The organism is Serratia sp. Nf2, from assembly GCF_003028435.1.
In the GTDB taxonomy this organism is placed as follows: Bacteria; Pseudomonadota; Gammaproteobacteria; order Enterobacterales; family Enterobacteriaceae; genus Serratia; species Serratia marcescens_L.
The window spans coordinates 1-16,144 of the sequence record NZ_PYTW01000006.1 but is presented as its reverse complement, the minus strand read 5'-3'; the positions used below and the strand labels follow the sequence as shown (position 1 = coordinate 16,144).

Sequence of the window (16,144 nt, the reverse complement as noted above, 5' to 3'; positions counted from 1 at the left end):
CACGCCTTACCCGGCCTGAACTCCGGGAAACTTATGTCACATACACATGCACTCCATCTCGTGAAAAAACGAGATGCGATATTCCTTTGGGTCTTGCTTGGCTGGCTGGCGTTCGCCCTGCTGCCGAGCTGGAGCCTGGATTACGGCCTGCTGGAGTCCACCGGCGATGAGATCCTCGCGGCCTACGGCTGGTCAAACCGCAATGTCAGCTGGCTATGGTGCCTGTTGCCGAGCCTGCTGCTGCTTCGCCCTTACGCCCCGGCGGGCGGTGAACGGCGGCGGCGCCACGCGTTCGATGCCGGCTGGGCGCTGCTGTGCATGGCTTTTATCGTCGTCAGCGCCACGGTGGCGGGACGCGGCTTAGGCTACGCCACCCTGGTGCAATTGACCGCGCTGGGCGCCATCATGACGCTGGCGCTGACCCGCCTCGAATGGCTGGGCGGCGACCGTTTCGTTATCGGTGCGCTGGTCACCATCGTGGCGCTGATCGGCGTCTTCATCGTCTGGCCGAGCATCGCGATTTTCATTCCGATGTTCACCGACCAGGCGGGGGCATTCGCGCCGTTGGCGTTTATGAACGTGCTGTCGCAGGCGCATATCGTTCAGGTGATCCTCAACTCCATCGCCCTGTCGATCGCGGTGGGCGCCGGCTGCACCTTCTTCGGCCTGGTGCTGGCGATTTACACCACCCGCATCGCCAAGCGCAGTGCCATTATCGGCCGCATCTTCTCCATCCTGCCCATCGTCACGCCGCCGTTCGTCGTCGGCCTGGGCGTCACGCTGATGATGGGGCGCTCCGGCTACGTCACCGAGTGGATGGTGGCCTGGTTCGGCCTGACCAACACCAACTGGCTTTACGGCTTTACCGGTATCTGGCTGGCGCAGGTGCTGGCATTCACCCCGATGGCGTTCATGATCCTCGACGGCGCGATCAAGACCATCCATCCTTCGCTGGAAGAGGCCTCCTACACCCTGCGCGCCAGCCGTTGGCAAACCTTTAACGGCGTGTTCGTGCCGCTGCTGAAACCGGCGCTGGCCAACGCGTTTCTGATCGTGGTGGTGCAATCGCTGGCCGACTTCAGCAACCCGCTGGTGCTCGGCGGCAACTTCGACGTGCTGGCGACGCAAATCTATTTCTACATCACCGGCTCGCAGCTCGACTATCAGGCCGCCAGCACCCTCGGCGCCTTCCTGCTGCTGTTCTCGCTGTTGGTGTTCTGCATCCAGTACCTGTGGATCGGCAAGCGTTCCTACGTCACCGTATCCGGCAAATCCTACCGCGGCGACGTACAGCCGCTGCCGGTCACGCTGGTGTGGGGCGTGATCGCGTTGCTGGCGGTGTGGATCGCCTTTAACGCCCTGCTTTACGGCAGCATTTTCTACGGCAGTTTCACCGTCAACTGGGGGGTGGATTACACGCTGACGCTGGATAACTTCATCAAGCTGTTCGGCCAGGGCATGAGTGACGGCGCGTGGCCTTCGCTGCTCGACACGCTGCTGTACGCCGGGATCGCCGCGCCGATCACCGCCGCCTTCGGCCTGCTGATCGCCTGGATCGTGGTGCGCCAGCAGTTCAGGGGCAAAAAGACCATCGAGTTCACCACCATGCTGTGCTTTGCGGTGCCGGGCACTGTGGCGGGCGTCTCTTACATTCTCGCCTTCAACAGCGCGCCGGTGTACCTCACCGGGACGGCCGCCATCGTGATTATCTCGATGGTGATGCGCAACGTGCCGGTGGGCATTCGCGCCGGGATCGCCGGGCTGGGCCAGATAGACAAATCGCTGGACGAAGCCTCGCTCAGCCTGCGCGCCGGCTCGCTGCGCACCATCACGCACATCCTGCTGCCGCTGCTGCGCCCGGCGATCCTGTCGGCGCTGATCTACAGCTTCGTGCGCGCCATCACCACCGTCAGCGCCATCGTCTTCCTGGTCACCCCCGATACCCGGGTGGCCACCGCCTACATCCTCAACCGCGTGGAAGACGGCGAATACGGGGTGGCGATCGCCTACGGTTCCATTCTGATCGTGGTGATGCTGGCGATTATTTTCCTCTTTGACTGGCTGATCGGCGAGGCACGCATCTCCCGTTCAAAAGCCAAAAACCAGGCGTAATGGAGCCCATGATGAGCCAGAAAAATTTCGTTGAACTGCGCAACGTCTCCAAACGGTTCGGCAGCAACACGGTGATCGATAACATCACGCTCACTATCCCACGAGGGCAAATGGTGACGCTGCTCGGCCCTTCCGGCTGCGGCAAGACCACCATTTTGCGCCTGGTCGCCGGGCTGGAAAAGCCGAGCGACGGGCAGATATTCATTGATGGCGAAGACGTTACCCATCGTTCCATTCAGCAACGTGACATCTGCATGGTGTTTCAGTCTTATGCCCTGTTCCCGCACATGTCGCTGGGGGAAAACGTCGGCTATGGGCTGAAGATGCTCGGCATCCCGCGCGCCGAAGTGAAAGCGCGCGTGCAGGAAGCGCTGGCGATGGTGGACCTGGCGGGGTTCGGCGATCGCTATGTCGATCAGATCTCCGGCGGCCAGCAACAGCGCGTGGCGCTGGCGCGCGCGCTGATCCTCAAGCCGAAAGTGCTGCTGTTCGACGAGCCGTTGAGCAACCTCGACGCCAACCTGCGCCGCAGCATGCGCGAAAAAATCCGCGAGCTGCAAAAGCAGTTTGATATCACATCGCTGTATGTTACCCACGATCAGAGTGAGGCTTTCGCGGTCTCAGACACCGTGCTGGTGATGAACAAAGGGCATATCATGCAGATGGGTTCGCCGCAGGATCTCTATCGGCAGCCGGCGTCGCGCTTTATGGCGAGCTTTATGGGGGACGCCAACCTGTTCCCGGCCAGCTTCAGCGCGGACTATGTCGATATCAGCGGCTATCGCCTGCCGCGCCCCGCGCACTTTGCCACCGAAGGCGCCGGCACGGTGGGCGTGCGGCCGGAAGCGATCACGCTGAGCGAGCACGGCGAGGAAAGCCAGCGCTGCGTGATCCAGCATGTCGCCTACATGGGGCCGCAGTATGAAGTGACGGTGGCGTGGCATGGGCAGCAGATTTTGCTGCAGGTTAACGCCACTCGCCTGCAGCCCAACGTCGGCGAACAGTATTATCTGGAAATTCACCCCTACGGCATGTTTATGCTGGCGGACGCGGCATAATAAGCATCACTCTTAAGCGTTAGAATAACGGCCATTCCGCATGGAATGGCCGGAAATAACCGTCAAAAAAACGTATTTATCTATTTTTACAATTCACCCCAAGTCCTTGTTCAACCGAGAAAATAAATATATCCGCATTCATTAAAAAATAACCACCTGGGCCGCCAAGGGTGATATTTTTATTTAGATGGGGTAAGCTTAATCCCGTAGTCGAAATTATTTAACGGCCAACTCAAGGAGAAATTCATGAGCAACAATGCAAACGCACAGGCGCAGCTGGATAATTTACGCAACGTCGCTTCCCAGCTGAAGGAAATGCGCCACTATGCGCAGGCGAATACCGAGACGCTCTCCGCACACTGGCTGGCCTTCGATCAGGGGGAATGCAAAAATAAGGCGTTCGCCGAAGCCATTAACGACCTATTGAATAAACAGGGCGCCTGCCTGGAAGGGCTGGAAAAAATCATTCAGGATATCGAGATAGAATTTAACCGTCTCGACAAAGCCGCCTGATAATACCGATTTAAAATAAACCCGCCGCGTGCGGGTTTATTTTTAGCTACGGCAGATGACGCGCGCAATATCCCCTGACGTCGTCAGCGCGCGTATTTCGCTAAACAGTTCGGTGGCTTCGTCATATTCTTTGCGCAAATAGCCCAGCCACTGTTTGATACGCGCCACATGATACAGGCCGGTGTCGCCCTGCTTTTCAAGATGGACGTATTTTTGCAGCAGCTCAACCACCTGCGGCCAGGGCATGCGCGGTTCGTTGTACTTCACCACCCGGCTCAGGTTCGGCACGTTGAGCGCGCCGCGCCCCAGCATGATGGCGTCGCAGCCGGTCGCCTGCAGGCAATCCTGCGCGCTCTGGTAATCCCAGATCTCGCCGTTGGCGATCACCGGGATGCTCAGCCGTTGGCGGATCTCGCCGATCGCCGCCCAGTTGATGCGATCCGCCTTGTAGCCGTCCTCTTTGGTGCGGCCATGCACCGTCAGCTCGCTGGCGCCCGCCTGCTGCACCGCATCGGCGATTTCAAAACTGCGGCTGGAGGAGTCCCAGCCCAGGCGCACCTTCACCGTGACCGGCAGATGGGCCGGCACCGCCGCGCGCATCGCTTTGGCGCCCTGGTAGATCAACTCCGGATCTTTGAGCAGCGTCGCCCCGCCGCCGCTGCCATTTACCAGCTTGGACGGGCAGCCGCAGTTGAGATCGACCCCGTAAGAGCCCAATTCCACCGCGCGCGCGGCGTTCTCCGCCAGCCACTGCGGGTACTGCCCCAGCAGCTGCACGCGCACCAGCGTGCCCGACGGCGTACGGCTGGCGTGGCGCAGCTCCGGGCACAGCCGGTAGAACGATTTGGCCGGCAGCAGCTGATCGACCACGCGCAAAAATTCGGTGATGCACAGATCGTAGTCGTTCACGTCGGTGAGCAACTCACGCACCAAAGAATCGAGAACGCCCTCCATCGGAGCCAATAATACGCGCATGACCAATCCCAGCTAAAAAAAGACCCGCAATGATACGGGTGAATGCCCGCGCCAGACAAGCCTCTGCGGGCATTAAAAGCGCCGTCAGCCCAGCCGGCGGATCGGTTGGCCGGCGAGGAACGCCGCAATGTCCTCGACCGCCTCGGTGAAGTAGGCGCGGTAGTTGTCGTCCGCCACGTAACCCACATGCGGCGTCGCCAGCACGTTGGGCAGCTGACGAAACGCATCGTCGGCCGGCAACGGCTCCGTCTCGAACACATCCAGCCCGGCGCCGGCAATCTTCCGCTGTTGCAGCACGTCCACCAATGCCGCCCGATCGACGATCGCCGCACGCGAGGTGTTGATCAGGTAAGCGGTGGGCTTCATCGCCGTCAATTCGTCGCGCCCCACCAACCCGCGGCTGCGATCGCTCAGCACCAGGTGGATAGAGACAAAATCGCTCTGCTCGAACAAAGCCCGTTTGGACGGCGCCAGTAGGGCCCCCTCCTGCGCCGCCCGTTCCGCCGTCAGGTTCTGGCTCCAGGCCAACACCCGCATGCCGTACGCCTGCGCCACCCGGGCCATCTGGCCGCCGATCTTGCCCAGCCCCAGCAACCCCAGCGTTTTCCCCTGCAGGGTAACGCCGAGATCCCGCTGCCACGGGCCGTTGTTTTTCAGCCCGACGCTTTCCGGCACGATATGCTTCGCCAGCCCGAGCAGCAGCGCCCAGGTCAGCTCCATCGGCGCCGCCGACCCGCTGCTGGTGCCGCACACCACGACGCCGCGCTCGGCGGCGGCGGCCAAATCGATAGAAGCGTTGCGCATGCCGGAGGTGATCAACAGCTTCAGCTTCGGCAGCCGCGCCAGCAGCGAGGCGGTCATCGGCGTGCGCTCGCGCATGATGACCAGAATGTCGCACTCCTGCAGATGCACCGCCAGCTCCGTCTCATCGGTAAAGTGTGCGCTGATGGCGGACACCTCCACCCGATCGGCCAGCGCCGACCAGTCCGCCATCTTGAGCGCCACCTGCTGGTAATCATCGAGAATTGCGCACTTCAATTTCATCTCCGTCTCCTGGAATGTAGGGTTAGCCACCGTCCAGCCTAGTACGAAAATGCCGTTCCGCCAGGCAAAAAAAAAGCCGCCCGTATCGGCGGCTTACTCTTTGAGCAATCAGGCTTATTCAGCCGGTTTGCGACTGCGTGGGCGACGCGAAGCCGGCGCGCCGGAACGGCGCTGGCCATCACCCTGCGGGCGGGCGTTACCGTTGCCGCGGTTTTCACGTTGGCCACCGTTCGCGTTGCCGCTGCGCTGACCACCGCCGTTACCGGAACGTTGACCGCCGCCGTTGCCGCGCCCGCCACCCTGACGGCCGTTGATGATCGGCTCGGCCTTGATGGTCGGATCCGGCTCGTAGCCCGGCAACGCGATACGTGGAATTTCACGCTTCAGCAGACGCTCGATGTCGCGCAGCAGCTTGTGCTCATCCACGCACACCAGCGAGATAGCTTCGCCGGTGCGCTCCGCGCGGCCGGTACGGCCGATACGGTGTACGTAGTCTTCCGGCACGTTAGGCAGCTCGTAGTTCACCACGTGCGGCAGCTGGTCGATATCCAGGCCGCGCGCCGCGATGTCGGTCGCCACCAGCACGCGGATGCGGCCGTCTTTGAAGTCGGCCAGCGCACGGGTACGGGCGCCCTGGCTCTTGTTGCCGTGGATCGCCGCAGCGGTGATGCCGTCTTTGTTCAGCTGTTCCGCCAGGTGGTTGGCGCCGTGCTTGGTGCGGGTAAACACCAGCACCTGTTTCCAGTCGCCTTCGCCAATCATCTGCGACAGCAGTTCCCGCTTACGCTTCTTGTCGACGAAATGCACGCTCTGTTCAATCTGCTCAGACGCGGTGTTGCGGCGCGCCACTTCTACCGAAGCCGGGTTGTGCAGCAGCTTGTTGGCCAGCGCCTTGATGTCGTCGGAGAAGGTGGCGGAGAACAGCAGGTTCTGACGCTTGGCCGGCAGCTTGGCCAGCACGCGGCGGATGTCGTGGATAAAGCCCATGTCCAGCATGCGGTCCGCTTCGTCCAGCACCAGAATTTCGATTTTGGACAGGTCAACCGCGTTCTGATGTTCCAGATCCAGTAGACGGCCCGGCGTTGCCACCAGGATATCGACGCCGCCGCGCAGCTTCATCATCTGCGGGTTGATGCTCACGCCGCCAAACACCACCAGCGAACGCAGGCGCAGGTGTTTGCTGTAGGCATCGACGTTTTCGCCGATCTGCGCCGCCAGCTCACGGGTTGGCGTCAGGATCAGCGCGCGCACCGGGCGACGGCCCTTGACCGGATGGTCATGCTTGCTCAGCAGCTGCAACAGCGGCAGGGTAAAACCGGCGGTTTTACCGGTGCCGGTCTGGGCGCTGGCCATCAGGTCACGACCTTCCAGCACGACAGGGATAGCCTGACGCTGAATTGGCGTCGGTTCGCGATAGCCCTGTTCTTCAACAGCGCGCACAATTTCAGCACTTAAGCCGAGGGTTTCAAATGACATAAAGAGAAAAACTCCAGATCCCCCCTAACCTAACGGTGTTCGGTGCAGTTTCCTGGGAGGATGATCAGACGGGGCATTAAGCATGACCACGAGGGATTGGCACAAACTGCAGTGCACCAGGCGGCGATTGTAACAGAAGTCGCGTAATAAAAAGCACTTTTACGCACCCAGAGCACAATCTGCCGTAAATTCAGCATTGTCTGAAGCCGATCACATAACTCATTGTGATTAGCGGTTGCGTTTTAAGCAATCTGGCATAAAGTTAATCATATGATTGATTAACTTTGAGCGTGACCCATGCCAGCTTCCGTCCCTCATCAGGCCGCCGGCCGAGCGCGCGGCGAGCAAACGCGCCGGCAACTGCTCGCCGCGGCGACCGAACTGTTCGGCGAATGCGGCCTGCAGGGCGCCACCACCCGCGACATCGCCCAGCGCGCCGGCCAGAATATCGCCGCCATCACCTATTACTTCAGCTCCAAAGAGGGGCTGTACCTGGCCGTGGCGCAGTCGCTCGCCGATTTCATCCAGCAGGCGTTCGCCCCGCTGGCCGACGAGGTCGATCGCTTCTGGCAACAGCCCGCCGCGCAGCGCTCACCCGACGCGGCGCTGCGTTTGCTGCAGCGTGGCCTGCTGGCTTTCAGCGACCTGATGACCCAGCCGCACACGCTGAACCTGAGCAAAATCATGTCGCGCGAACAGCTCGCCCCGACCGAGGCCTACCCGCTGATCCACAGCCAGGTGATCGCGCCGATGCACGCGCGGCTGTGCCGCCTGCTGGCAGCCGCGACCGGCATCGACGAACAGGCGACCCGCCTCGTGTTGCATACCCATGCGCTGATCGGCGAGGTGCTGTCGTTCCGCGTGGCGCGCGAAACCATCCGCCGCCAGGCCGGCTGGCAAGCCATTGGCGAGGACGAAGCGGCGCAGATCGGCGCCGTGCTGAGCGAACATATTGAGATTCTGGTTACCGGGCTGCGCCAACGTCATGGCGCGTAAATTCAGGCAGGGAGTGTTATGAACAAAAAACGCAGTGCCTTGATCGTATTGTTAATTTTGCTGATCGCGGCCGCCGCATACGGGGTATGGCATTACCAACAGCAGCAAGATAAGCCGTTGACGCTGTACGGCAACGTCGACATCCGCACGGTAAACCTCGGCTTTCGCGTCGACGGCCGCCTGGCGTCGCTGACGGTGGATGAAGGCGATGCCGTTCAGCCGGGCCAGCTGCTTGGTAAGCTGGACGACGCCCCTTACCGCAACGCGCTGCAGCAGGCCGAAGCCAACGTCGGCAGCGCGCGCGCCAAACTGTCGCTGCTGCAGGCCGGCTACCGCAGCGAAGAGATCGCCCAGGTACGGTCGGAAATGGCGCAGCGCCAGTCCGCCTTCGCCTACGCCGACAGCTTCCTGAAACGCCAGCAGGGGCTGTGGGCGAAAAACGCCACCTCCGCCGACGCGCTGGAGGATGCGCGCACCGCCCGCAATCAGGCGCAGGCCAACCTGCAGGCGGCGAAGGACAAGCTGTCGCAATACCGCAGCGGCAACCGCCCGCAAGAAATCGAACAGGCCAAGGCCGACGTGGCGCAGAGCGAGGCGGCGCTGGCGCAGGCGCAGTTGAACCTGCAAGATGCCACGCTGGTCTCCCCTTCCGCCGGCACAGTGCTGACCCGCGCGGTGGAGCCGGGCACCATGCTCGGCGCCGGCGGCACGGTCTTCACCCTGTCGCTGACCCGGCCGGTGTGGGTGCGCGCCTACGTCAACGAAACCAGCCTGAACCAGGCGGTGCCCGGCACCGAACTGGAGATCTACACCGACGGCCGCCCCGACAAGCCTTACCACGGCAAGATCGGTTTCGTCTCGCCGACCGCTGAATTCACGCCGAAAAGCGTTGAAACGCCGGATCTGCGCACCGATCTGGTGTACCGCCTGCGGGTGATCGTCACCGACGCCGACGACGCGCTGCGCCAGGGCATGCCGGTCACCCTGCGCTTCGCCAAACCCTGAGGCCGGCCATGGAACAGGCGCACACCATTGAGCTGGAAGAGCTGGAGAAGCGCTTCCCGTCGCTTGAGAAACCGGCGGTCGCCAGCCTGACCACCACCCTGCGCAGCGGCGCGGTCATTGGGCTGGTCGGCCCGGACGGCGCCGGCAAAACCACCCTGCTGCGCATGCTGGCCGGGCTGTTGCAACCCAGCAGCGGCAAACTGCGGGTCGCCGGGCTGGATCCGATCGCGCAGGATCGTCAACTGCACGCGATCCTCGGTTACATGCCGCAGAAGTTCGGGCTGTATGAGGATCTGACGGTGATGGAGAACCTGACGCTGTACGCCGATCTGCGCGGCGTCACCGGCGATCTTCGCCGCCAGACCTTCGAGCGGCTGTTGAAATTCACCGATCTGACCCGCTTCACCGAGCGTCTGGCGGGCAAGCTGTCCGGCGGCATGAAGCAGAAACTCGGCCTGGCCTGCACGCTGGTGGGCGAACCTCAGGTGCTGTTGCTGGATGAGCCGGGCGTCGGCGTCGATCCGATCTCGCGCCGCGAGCTGTGGCGCATGGTGCACGAGCTGGCCAACGACGGCATGTTGATCCTGTGGAGCACCTCTTATCTCGATGAGGCCGAGCAGTGCCGCGAAGTGCTGCTGCTCAACGAGGGCGAGCTGCTGTTCAGCGGCGCGCCGCAGGAGCTGACCCGCCGTATGGCCGGACGCACGGTATTGATCGCCGCGCCCCCCGGCAGCCATCGATCGCTGCTGCAGCGGGCGATCTGCCTGCCGGCGGTCACCGACGGGGTGATCCAGGGCAAGTCTCTGCGCCTGATCCTGAAGGAAGGCGAAGATCACCGGCAGCTGTTGCAGGCGCTGGATCTGCCGGACGCCGAACTGGACGAAGCGGATCCGCGTTTCGAGGATGCGTTTATCGATCTGCTCGGCGGCGGCCCCCACCACCGCTCGGCGCTGGCGGAGATCATGCCGACCGTCAACGGCGCAAGCGGTGAAACGGTGATCGAAGCGGTGCAACTGACCAAGAAATTCGGCGACTTCGCCGCTACCGATCACGTTGATTTCCAGGTGCGGCGCGGCGAAATTTTCGGCCTGCTCGGGCCGAACGGCGCCGGCAAGTCCACCACCTTCAAAATGATGTGCGGCCTGCTGATCCCCTCCAGCGGTAAGGCGCTGGTGCTGGGGATGGATCTCAAGACCAGCTCCGGCCAGGCGCGCCAGCGCCTCGGCTACATGGCGCAAAAATTCTCGCTGTACGGCAACCTGACGGTGGCGCAGAACCTGAAGTTCTTCTCCGGCGTCTACGGCCTGAGCGGCAAGGCGCAGCGCGACAAAATCGACGAGATGTCCCGCGCCTTCAACTTCGCGCCGATCCTCGATCAGACGCCGGACGCGCTGCCGCTCGGCTTCAAACAGCGCCTGGCGCTGGCCTGCGCGCTGATGCACGAACCGGATATCCTGTTCCTCGACGAACCGACTTCCGGCGTCGATCCGCTGACGCGGCGCGAGTTCTGGTTGCACATCAACGGCATGGTCGACAAGGGCGTCACGGTGATGGTGACCACCCACTTTATGGACGAGGCGGAATACTGCGACCGCATCGGCCTGGTGTACCGCGGCAAGATCATCGCCGCCGGCACGCCGGACGATCTCAAACAGCAGGTGGCGCGCGACGACAATCCCAACCCCTCGATGGAACAGGCGTTTATCGAGCTGGTGCAGGGCTACGACGAGGAGGAATCACGGTGAGCAATAACCGCATCCCAATCGACGACGGCGGCTTCTCCTGGCGCCGGCTGCGCGCGCTGTGCCTGAAGGAAACGCGGCAGATACTGCGCGATCCCAGCAGCGGCCTGATCGCCTTCGTCATCCCGCTGATGCTGCTGTTTATCTTCGGCTACGGCATCAACCTGGACTCCAGCAAGCTGCATCTGGGCATTCTGATGGAGCAACAGAGCGAAGACGCACGCGATCTGGCCCAGGCGTTCGCCGGTTCCCCCTATATCGAACCGACCATCAGCGACAACCGCCAACAGCTGATCCAGCAGATGCAGGCCGGCACGATCCGCGGCCTGGTGGTGATCCCGGTCGATTTCGACCAGCGCATGGCGCGCCCGCACGACAGCGCCCCTATCCAGATCATCACCGACGGCAGCGAGCCGAACACCGCCAACTTCGTGCAGGGCTATGCCCAGGGCGTATGGCAAATTTGGCAGCGGCAGCGCGCCACCGATCGGGGCAACAGCGACAAACCGCTGATTGACGTGCAGATGCGCTACTGGTTCAACCCGGCGGCCATCAGCCGGCACTACATCATTCCCGGCGCCATCACCATCATCATGACGGTGATCGGCGCCATCCTCACCTCGCTGGTGATCGCCCGCGAATGGGAGCGCGGCACCATGGAGGCCCTGCTGTCCACCCAGGTGACGCGCAGCGAGCTGCTGCTCTCCAAACTGATCCCTTATTACTTCCTCGGCATGGCCGCCATGGCGCTGTGCATGGCGGTGGCGGTGTGGGTGCTCGGCGTGCCCTATCGCGGCTCCCTGCTGATCCTGTTGCTGATCAGCAGCCTGTTCCTCGCCAGCACCCTCGGCATGGGCCTGCTGATCTCCACCCTCACCCGCAATCAGTTCAATGCGGCGATGGTGGCGCTGAACGCCGCCTTCCTGCCGTCGATCATGCTGTCCGGCTTCATCTTCCAGATCGACAGCATGCCGGCCATCGTACGCGCGGTGACCTACATCATTCCGGCGCGCTACTTCGTCAGCACGCTGCAAACGCTGTTCCTGGCGGGCAACGTCGGCACCGTGCTACTGATCAATCTGCTGTTCCTGATCGCTTCCGCCGTAGTGTTCATCGGCCTGACGGCCTGGAAAACCCAGCGCCGGCTGGATTGAGGAGAAAGAGCGATGTTTCATCGTCTGTTGACGCTCATCATCAAGGAAATGCAGGCGCTGCTGCGCGATCCGCAAACCCGCGCCATTTTAATCATGCCGGTGATCCTGCAGGTGCTGTTGTTCCCGTTCGCCGCGACGCTGGAAGTTACCAACGCCACCATCGCGGTCTACAGCGAGGACAGTGGCCAGGCCTCGGTAGAGCTGACCCAGCGCTTCGCCAAAGCCAAGGCCTTTCAACACGTGCTGCTGCTGCGCAGCCCGCAGGAGATAAAGACCACCATCGACAACCAGCGAGCGCTGCTGCTGATCCGCTTCCCGGCGCAGTTCTCGCGCGATATCGCCGCCGGCAACACCGCGCCGCTACAGCTGCTGCTCGACGGGCGCAACTCCAACAGCGCGCAGATCGCCGCCAACTACGTGCAGCAGATCGTGCAGGAATATCAGAACGAGCTGCTCGGCAACCGCGCCAAACCCAACAACAGCGAGCTGGTGGTGCGCAACTGGTATAACCCGAATCTGGACTACAAATGGTTCGTGGTGCCGTCGCTGATCGCCATGATCACCACCATCGGCGTGCTGATCGTCACCTCGCTGTCGGTGGCGCGCGAACGCGAACAGGGCACGCTGGAACAGCTGCTGGTCTCGCCGCTCACCACCTGGCAGATCTTTATCGGCAAGGCGGTGCCGGCGCTGATCGTCGCCAGCTTCCAGGCCAGCATCGTGCTGCTGATCGGCATCTTCCTGTACCAGATCCCGTTTGCCGGATCGCTGCTGCTGTTCTATGCCACCATGCTGATCTACGGGCTGTCGCTGGTCGGTTTCGGCCTGCTGATCTCGTCGCTGTGCGCCACTCAGCAGCAGGCGTTCATCGGCGTGTTCGTGTTCATGATGCCGGCAATCCTGCTCTCGGGTTACGTCTCGCCGGTGGAGAATATGCCGGTGTGGCTGCAGGATCTGACCTGGGTCAACCCGATACGCCACTTCACCGACATCACCAAGCAGATCTACCTGAAGGACGCCAGCTTCAGCATCATCTGGCACAGCCTGTGGCCGCTGCTGGTGATCACCGCCACCACTGGCAGCGCCGCCTACGCGCTATTCCGCCGCAAAATCGCATAAAAAGGTTCATAACGCTTTACCGGGAAACGCTGCTTTGATTTTCAAAAAGAAGTAATCGCTATCCCGGTATCCCTAGGCCATTCTTTTTATCGCCTTAACTTTATTATTTATCCCTTCCAGAACGCTGGTACTCCGACGATGCGTGGGACTCACGAATATGCCATTGACATAACCTCTCAGCTTATTGGCAAACGACTGTTTGAAGGGGTTATGCTCACTATAGCTTGATTTAACAGTCTGTGACGGCTCACGTCTGAGAGAAACTAATCAAGATATTGATCAAATATTTTAAACTCTTCAGGATAACGTTTACCACTCATAGGCACCTCTCTCTTTAAGTCATCTTAAATGACTCTGAGGTGTCTGTTAAACCCGTGGCGATTCACATTTACCACGTGTTCATATCACTGCCATATGCCTCTATCCTTGTCCGACCTTCCCCCTCATGACTTGTCTTTAACACGGAGAGGGACTCAGTCAGTTTAGTACTATATACTGTAGCCGGGTAGGTTTTAACCATTCCGGTTTTCAATTTATCATTTCAGATTTAGCTTGATGAAAGATATTACTTCATCTTTGCTCATTTCAAATTCCGGGCCAGAATCAATTCCTTTTAAATAATCTACTACATATGAGAGTTCTTCGTCAGGAATGTCATAGTCCAGATAAAATCTATAGGCGTAGTCCGCCACTTTAGATGAACTATAATTATCATCAAGAAGACAGTTCAATCCATTTAAAAACAGCGTTCTCATCTCATTCATATTAAATCACCATCCTATTCCTGTTGCTTTACCTGAAGGAGTTGCGATTCCTGCATCGATATCAGCCTTAGTTGGTGGATAATGGGGCAGGTTTAACACGTCACCATCTTTCATTTTTGGATGAACTCGATTGACCTCTCCTGCATGATTATAAGTCTCTTCCCAAGATCTTACATTCCCTGTTTTAGGATCCCATTCTGTAACATGGGAGCGTCCTCTTGTTGGCCCCTGAGTTCTAGCTAATGCCTCTTTGTCATAATAGCGAATGCGACCATCAGGTAGATGTCGAGTATTTACTGCCGTTTTTTGAGCTTTTTCTAAAGCCCTAAACTTTCGGTTCAACTTCGTTGATGGCGAGCAACTTAGCCCAAACGGATCCACCCACATCAGCGGGTTCGGCGCATACTGATACAGGTTCAACCCGCCTTCCAGCCCTATCGGATCCTGCGTGGTGAAACGCCCTACCTCGGGCTCGTAGTAGCGGAACAGGTTGTAGTGCAGGCCGCTTTCGTCGTCCTGATATTGCCCGGCGTAGCACAGCGGCTGCTGATATTGCGCGCCCTGCCGCTTCGCCGCGCCGGCCACCGTCTGGCCCTGCAGCTTGCCGAAGGTGTCGTATTGCCCGGACCAGCACAGGTTGCCCGCCGCGTCGGTCACTTCCAGCGGTGCGCTGTTCAGATCGGTGTGATACCAGTAAATATCCGCCGAGCGGCTGTCGCCCGCCTGCTCCAGCGCCGCCAGCGGACTCGCCGGATCGTTATTTAATAGTCCATCAGTGCATAAAGACGAGCATTTAAAATTAGTAAATCAAACTCAGATCAATAATCTTTATAACTAAGTTCTAAGCAATGATACAAACTCTTTAAATGCTTCTATTACAGTTTCCTCGTCTGATAATTCTCTTCGTTCATTAATTATATAGTTCCCGGTTTCAACATCAATGTTCTCCAACATACAAGATGCATCATCCCACACAGTAAAACGCGCAATCTTCGTATCATCATCTATATCAACAACCAGACTATCTGTAAAATCATTAGCATTGTACTTAACTTCATAATGGCTATTAGATAAGATCCAATCACTTATTTTTTTGAGCATGTTGAAATTCCTGATTCTGCTTTATGAGCCTTAACCTCAATGTTTTTCACAGTCGGCATTTCTGGTACTGGTAGCCCCTTACGTTTGGCTAATCTCCCCTCCAACGAGTCAGGACCAACTATTTTTGCCCAACCTTCATTGGTCTTGATTAAAGATCGTTCAGGCACTTCGAATTCAACGTACATAGTACCCGGTTTAGCTTGTTTTCCAAACGCATCAATATTTGCAGGTAATGCTACATGGGTTGCTTTGCACAACCTTACCTGTGGAAACCATTTTTTCGTATTCTGCCGGTCCCATCCAGCGACCAACAGTAACCTCAGTCAACCCCAGCGGATCCACCCACATCAGCGGGTTCGACGCATACTGATACAGGTTCAACCCGCCGCGCAGCCCTATCGGATCCTGCGTGGTAAAACGCCCCACCTCGGGTTCGTAGTAGCGGAACAGGTTGTAGTGCAGGCCGCTTTCGTCGTCCTGATATTGCCCGGCGTAGCGCAGCGGCTGCTGATATTGCGCGCCCTGCCGCTTCGCCGCGCCGGCCACCGTCTGGCCCTGCAGCTTGCCGAAGGTGTCGTATTGCCCGGACCAGCACAGGTTGCCCGCGGCGTCGGTCACTTCCAGCGGCGCGCTGTTCAGATCGGTGTGATACCAGTAAATATCCGCCGAGCGGCTGTCGCCCGCCTGCTCCAGCGCCGCCAGCGGGCTCCACGGGCTGGCCGGATCGTAGCTCCAGCTGCGGCGGTTGCCGTCGTCGCGCTGCTCCTGCAGCAACCGGTAGCCCTGCCACAGGAAACGGGTCGTCTGTTCGGTTTTGCCCTTGTAGCGCACCGCCTTGCGGCTGCGGCGGCCCAGTGCGTCGTAATGGTACTGTGCTTCGAACTCGCCCTGCGGGCCGCGGCCGTGCGCCTGCACCAGCCGATTGTCGGCGTCGTAGCGGTAGTGCTGTTCATACAGGCCGTTGCGCCGGCTGATCAGGTTGCCCCAGGCGTCGTAACGGTAAAACAGCTTTTGCCAGTGCGTCAGCCGGTTATCGGCGATCGGCGCCAGCGGCAGGTGCGCGTCGATGTCGCTCTGCGGGCTGC

Annotated in this window: 14 protein-coding genes and 2 pseudogenes; 8 read left to right on the top strand and 8 right to left on the bottom strand. The window is 60.0% G+C overall.

The features are described from left to right. Window positions 1–33: 33 nt before the first annotated feature. From C9411_RS14480 to C9411_RS14470, 3 genes are all read left to right on the top strand, one after another. Window positions 34–2,112 carry an iron ABC transporter permease gene (locus tag C9411_RS14480; RefSeq protein WP_107227327.1) on the top strand — a complete coding sequence of 693 codons (2,079 nt, stop codon included), beginning with the start codon at window positions 34–36 and terminating at the stop codon, window positions 2,110–2,112. Between the two features lie 11 nt (window positions 2,113–2,123). Beyond that, entirely contained in the window at window positions 2,124–3,170 is a 1,047-nt protein-coding gene (gene fbpC / locus C9411_RS14475; protein ID WP_063991154.1) for a ferric ABC transporter ATP-binding protein, read from the top strand. Between the two features lie 246 nt (window positions 3,171–3,416). Further along, the gene (locus tag C9411_RS14470) at window positions 3,417–3,683 is read left to right on the top strand and encodes a hypothetical protein (protein WP_107227326.1); all 267 of its coding nucleotides are present in this window, start codon (window positions 3,417–3,419) and stop codon (window positions 3,681–3,683) included. Between the two features lie 42 nt (window positions 3,684–3,725). Here the strand turns inward: C9411_RS14470 and dusC are convergent, their stop codons facing one another. The 3 genes from dusC to rhlE all read right to left on the bottom strand — a co-directional run bounded on the left by dusC (window position 3,726) and on the right by rhlE (window position 7,178). Beyond that, window positions 3,726–4,658: a tRNA dihydrouridine(16) synthase DusC gene (dusC, locus tag C9411_RS14465; RefSeq protein ID WP_038879839.1), complete on the bottom strand. Its 933-nt coding sequence runs from the start codon at window positions 4,656–4,658 to the stop codon at window positions 3,726–3,728. 84 nt (window positions 4,659–4,742) lie between these two features. Continuing rightward, complete coding sequence (locus tag C9411_RS14460; protein WP_107227325.1) at window positions 4,743–5,702, bottom strand: D-2-hydroxyacid dehydrogenase family protein; 960 nt, start codon at window positions 5,700–5,702, stop codon at window positions 4,743–4,745. Between the two features lie 114 nt (window positions 5,703–5,816). Further along, window positions 5,817–7,178 (bottom strand): ATP-dependent RNA helicase RhlE, encoded by a 1,362-nt coding sequence (gene rhlE / locus C9411_RS14455; RefSeq protein ID WP_063991153.1) that lies wholly within the window; start codon window positions 7,176–7,178, stop codon window positions 5,817–5,819. Between the two features lie 297 nt (window positions 7,179–7,475). Between rhlE and cecR the strand changes: the two genes are divergently transcribed. From cecR to C9411_RS14430, 5 genes are read left to right on the top strand one after another with little or no spacing between them, the layout of a single operon-like run. Next, window positions 7,476–8,174: a transcriptional regulator CecR gene (cecR, locus tag C9411_RS14450; protein ID WP_107227324.1), complete on the top strand. Its 699-nt coding sequence runs from the start codon at window positions 7,476–7,478 to the stop codon at window positions 8,172–8,174. An 18-nt stretch (window positions 8,175–8,192) separates the two neighbouring features. Further along, complete coding sequence (hlyD, locus tag C9411_RS14445) at window positions 8,193–9,179, top strand: secretion protein HlyD (RefSeq protein WP_107227323.1); 987 nt, start codon at window positions 8,193–8,195, stop codon at window positions 9,177–9,179. A gap of 8 nt (window positions 9,180–9,187) precedes the next feature. Continuing rightward, a complete protein-coding gene (locus C9411_RS14440; protein ID WP_107227322.1) occupies window positions 9,188–10,924 on the top strand; it encodes an ATP-binding cassette domain-containing protein in 1,737 nt (578 codons plus the stop codon). Further along, window positions 10,921–12,075 carry an ABC transporter permease gene (locus tag C9411_RS14435; protein ID WP_107227321.1) on the top strand — a complete coding sequence of 385 codons (1,155 nt, stop codon included), beginning with the start codon at window positions 10,921–10,923 and terminating at the stop codon, window positions 12,073–12,075. The genes C9411_RS14440 and C9411_RS14435 overlap by 4 nt, the downstream gene beginning before the upstream one ends. 12 nt (window positions 12,076–12,087) lie before the next feature. Then, window positions 12,088–13,194 carry an ABC transporter permease gene (locus C9411_RS14430; RefSeq protein WP_063991148.1) on the top strand — a complete coding sequence of 369 codons (1,107 nt, stop codon included), beginning with the start codon at window positions 12,088–12,090 and terminating at the stop codon, window positions 13,192–13,194. Between the two features lie 72 nt (window positions 13,195–13,266). Here C9411_RS14430 and C9411_RS26040 read toward each other — a convergent pair. The 5 genes and pseudogenes from C9411_RS26040 to C9411_RS14405 form a co-directional block, all read right to left on the bottom strand. Then, window positions 13,267–13,401, bottom strand: a pseudogene (locus tag C9411_RS26040) (transposase); the annotation flags it as partial. Between the two features lie 329 nt (window positions 13,402–13,730). Beyond that, window positions 13,731–13,958, bottom strand: a complete 228-nt coding sequence (locus tag C9411_RS14420) for a hypothetical protein (protein ID WP_107227319.1) — start codon at window positions 13,956–13,958, stop codon at window positions 13,731–13,733. Between the two features lie 351 nt (window positions 13,959–14,309). Then, window positions 14,310–14,711, bottom strand: a pseudogene (locus tag C9411_RS14415) (RHS repeat-associated core domain-containing protein); the annotation flags it as partial. A gap of 81 nt (window positions 14,712–14,792) precedes the next feature. Then, the gene (locus C9411_RS14410; RefSeq protein WP_107227318.1) at window positions 14,793–15,059 is read right to left on the bottom strand and encodes a hypothetical protein; all 267 of its coding nucleotides are present in this window, start codon (window positions 15,057–15,059) and stop codon (window positions 14,793–14,795) included. Between the two features lie 216 nt (window positions 15,060–15,275). Continuing rightward, window positions 15,276–16,144, bottom strand: an 869-nt coding sequence (locus C9411_RS14405; RefSeq protein WP_233221912.1) for an RHS repeat domain-containing protein, incomplete at its 5' end; no start/stop codon positions are given.

What these genes read in the sequence shown, in the direction of transcription:
- C9411_RS14480 (WP_107227327.1), top strand. Translation starts at nt 34, where the DNA reads ATGTCACATACACATGCACTCCATCTCGTGAAAAAACGAGATGCGATA.
- fbpC (WP_063991154.1), top strand. Translation starts at nt 2,124, where the DNA reads ATGAGCCAGAAAAATTTCGTTGAACTGCGCAACGTCTCCAAACGGTTC.
- C9411_RS14470 (WP_107227326.1), top strand. Translation starts at nt 3,417, where the DNA reads ATGAGCAACAATGCAAACGCACAGGCGCAGCTGGATAATTTACGCAAC.
- dusC (WP_038879839.1), bottom strand. Translation starts at nt 4,658, where the DNA reads ATGCGCGTATTATTGGCTCCGATGGAGGGCGTTCTCGATTCTTTGGTG.
- C9411_RS14460 (WP_107227325.1), bottom strand. Translation starts at nt 5,702, where the DNA reads ATGAAATTGAAGTGCGCAATTCTCGATGATTACCAGCAGGTGGCGCTC.
- rhlE (WP_063991153.1), bottom strand. Translation starts at nt 7,178, where the DNA reads ATGTCATTTGAAACCCTCGGCTTAAGTGCTGAAATTGTGCGCGCTGTT.
- cecR (WP_107227324.1), top strand. Translation starts at nt 7,476, where the DNA reads ATGCCAGCTTCCGTCCCTCATCAGGCCGCCGGCCGAGCGCGCGGCGAG.
- hlyD (WP_107227323.1), top strand. Translation starts at nt 8,193, where the DNA reads ATGAACAAAAAACGCAGTGCCTTGATCGTATTGTTAATTTTGCTGATC.
- C9411_RS14440 (WP_107227322.1), top strand. Translation starts at nt 9,188, where the DNA reads ATGGAACAGGCGCACACCATTGAGCTGGAAGAGCTGGAGAAGCGCTTC.
- C9411_RS14430 (WP_063991148.1), top strand. Translation starts at nt 12,088, where the DNA reads ATGTTTCATCGTCTGTTGACGCTCATCATCAAGGAAATGCAGGCGCTG.
- C9411_RS14420 (WP_107227319.1), bottom strand. Translation starts at nt 13,958, where the DNA reads ATGAATGAGATGAGAACGCTGTTTTTAAATGGATTGAACTGTCTTCTT.
- C9411_RS14410 (WP_107227318.1), bottom strand. Translation starts at nt 15,059, where the DNA reads ATGCTCAAAAAAATAAGTGATTGGATCTTATCTAATAGCCATTATGAA.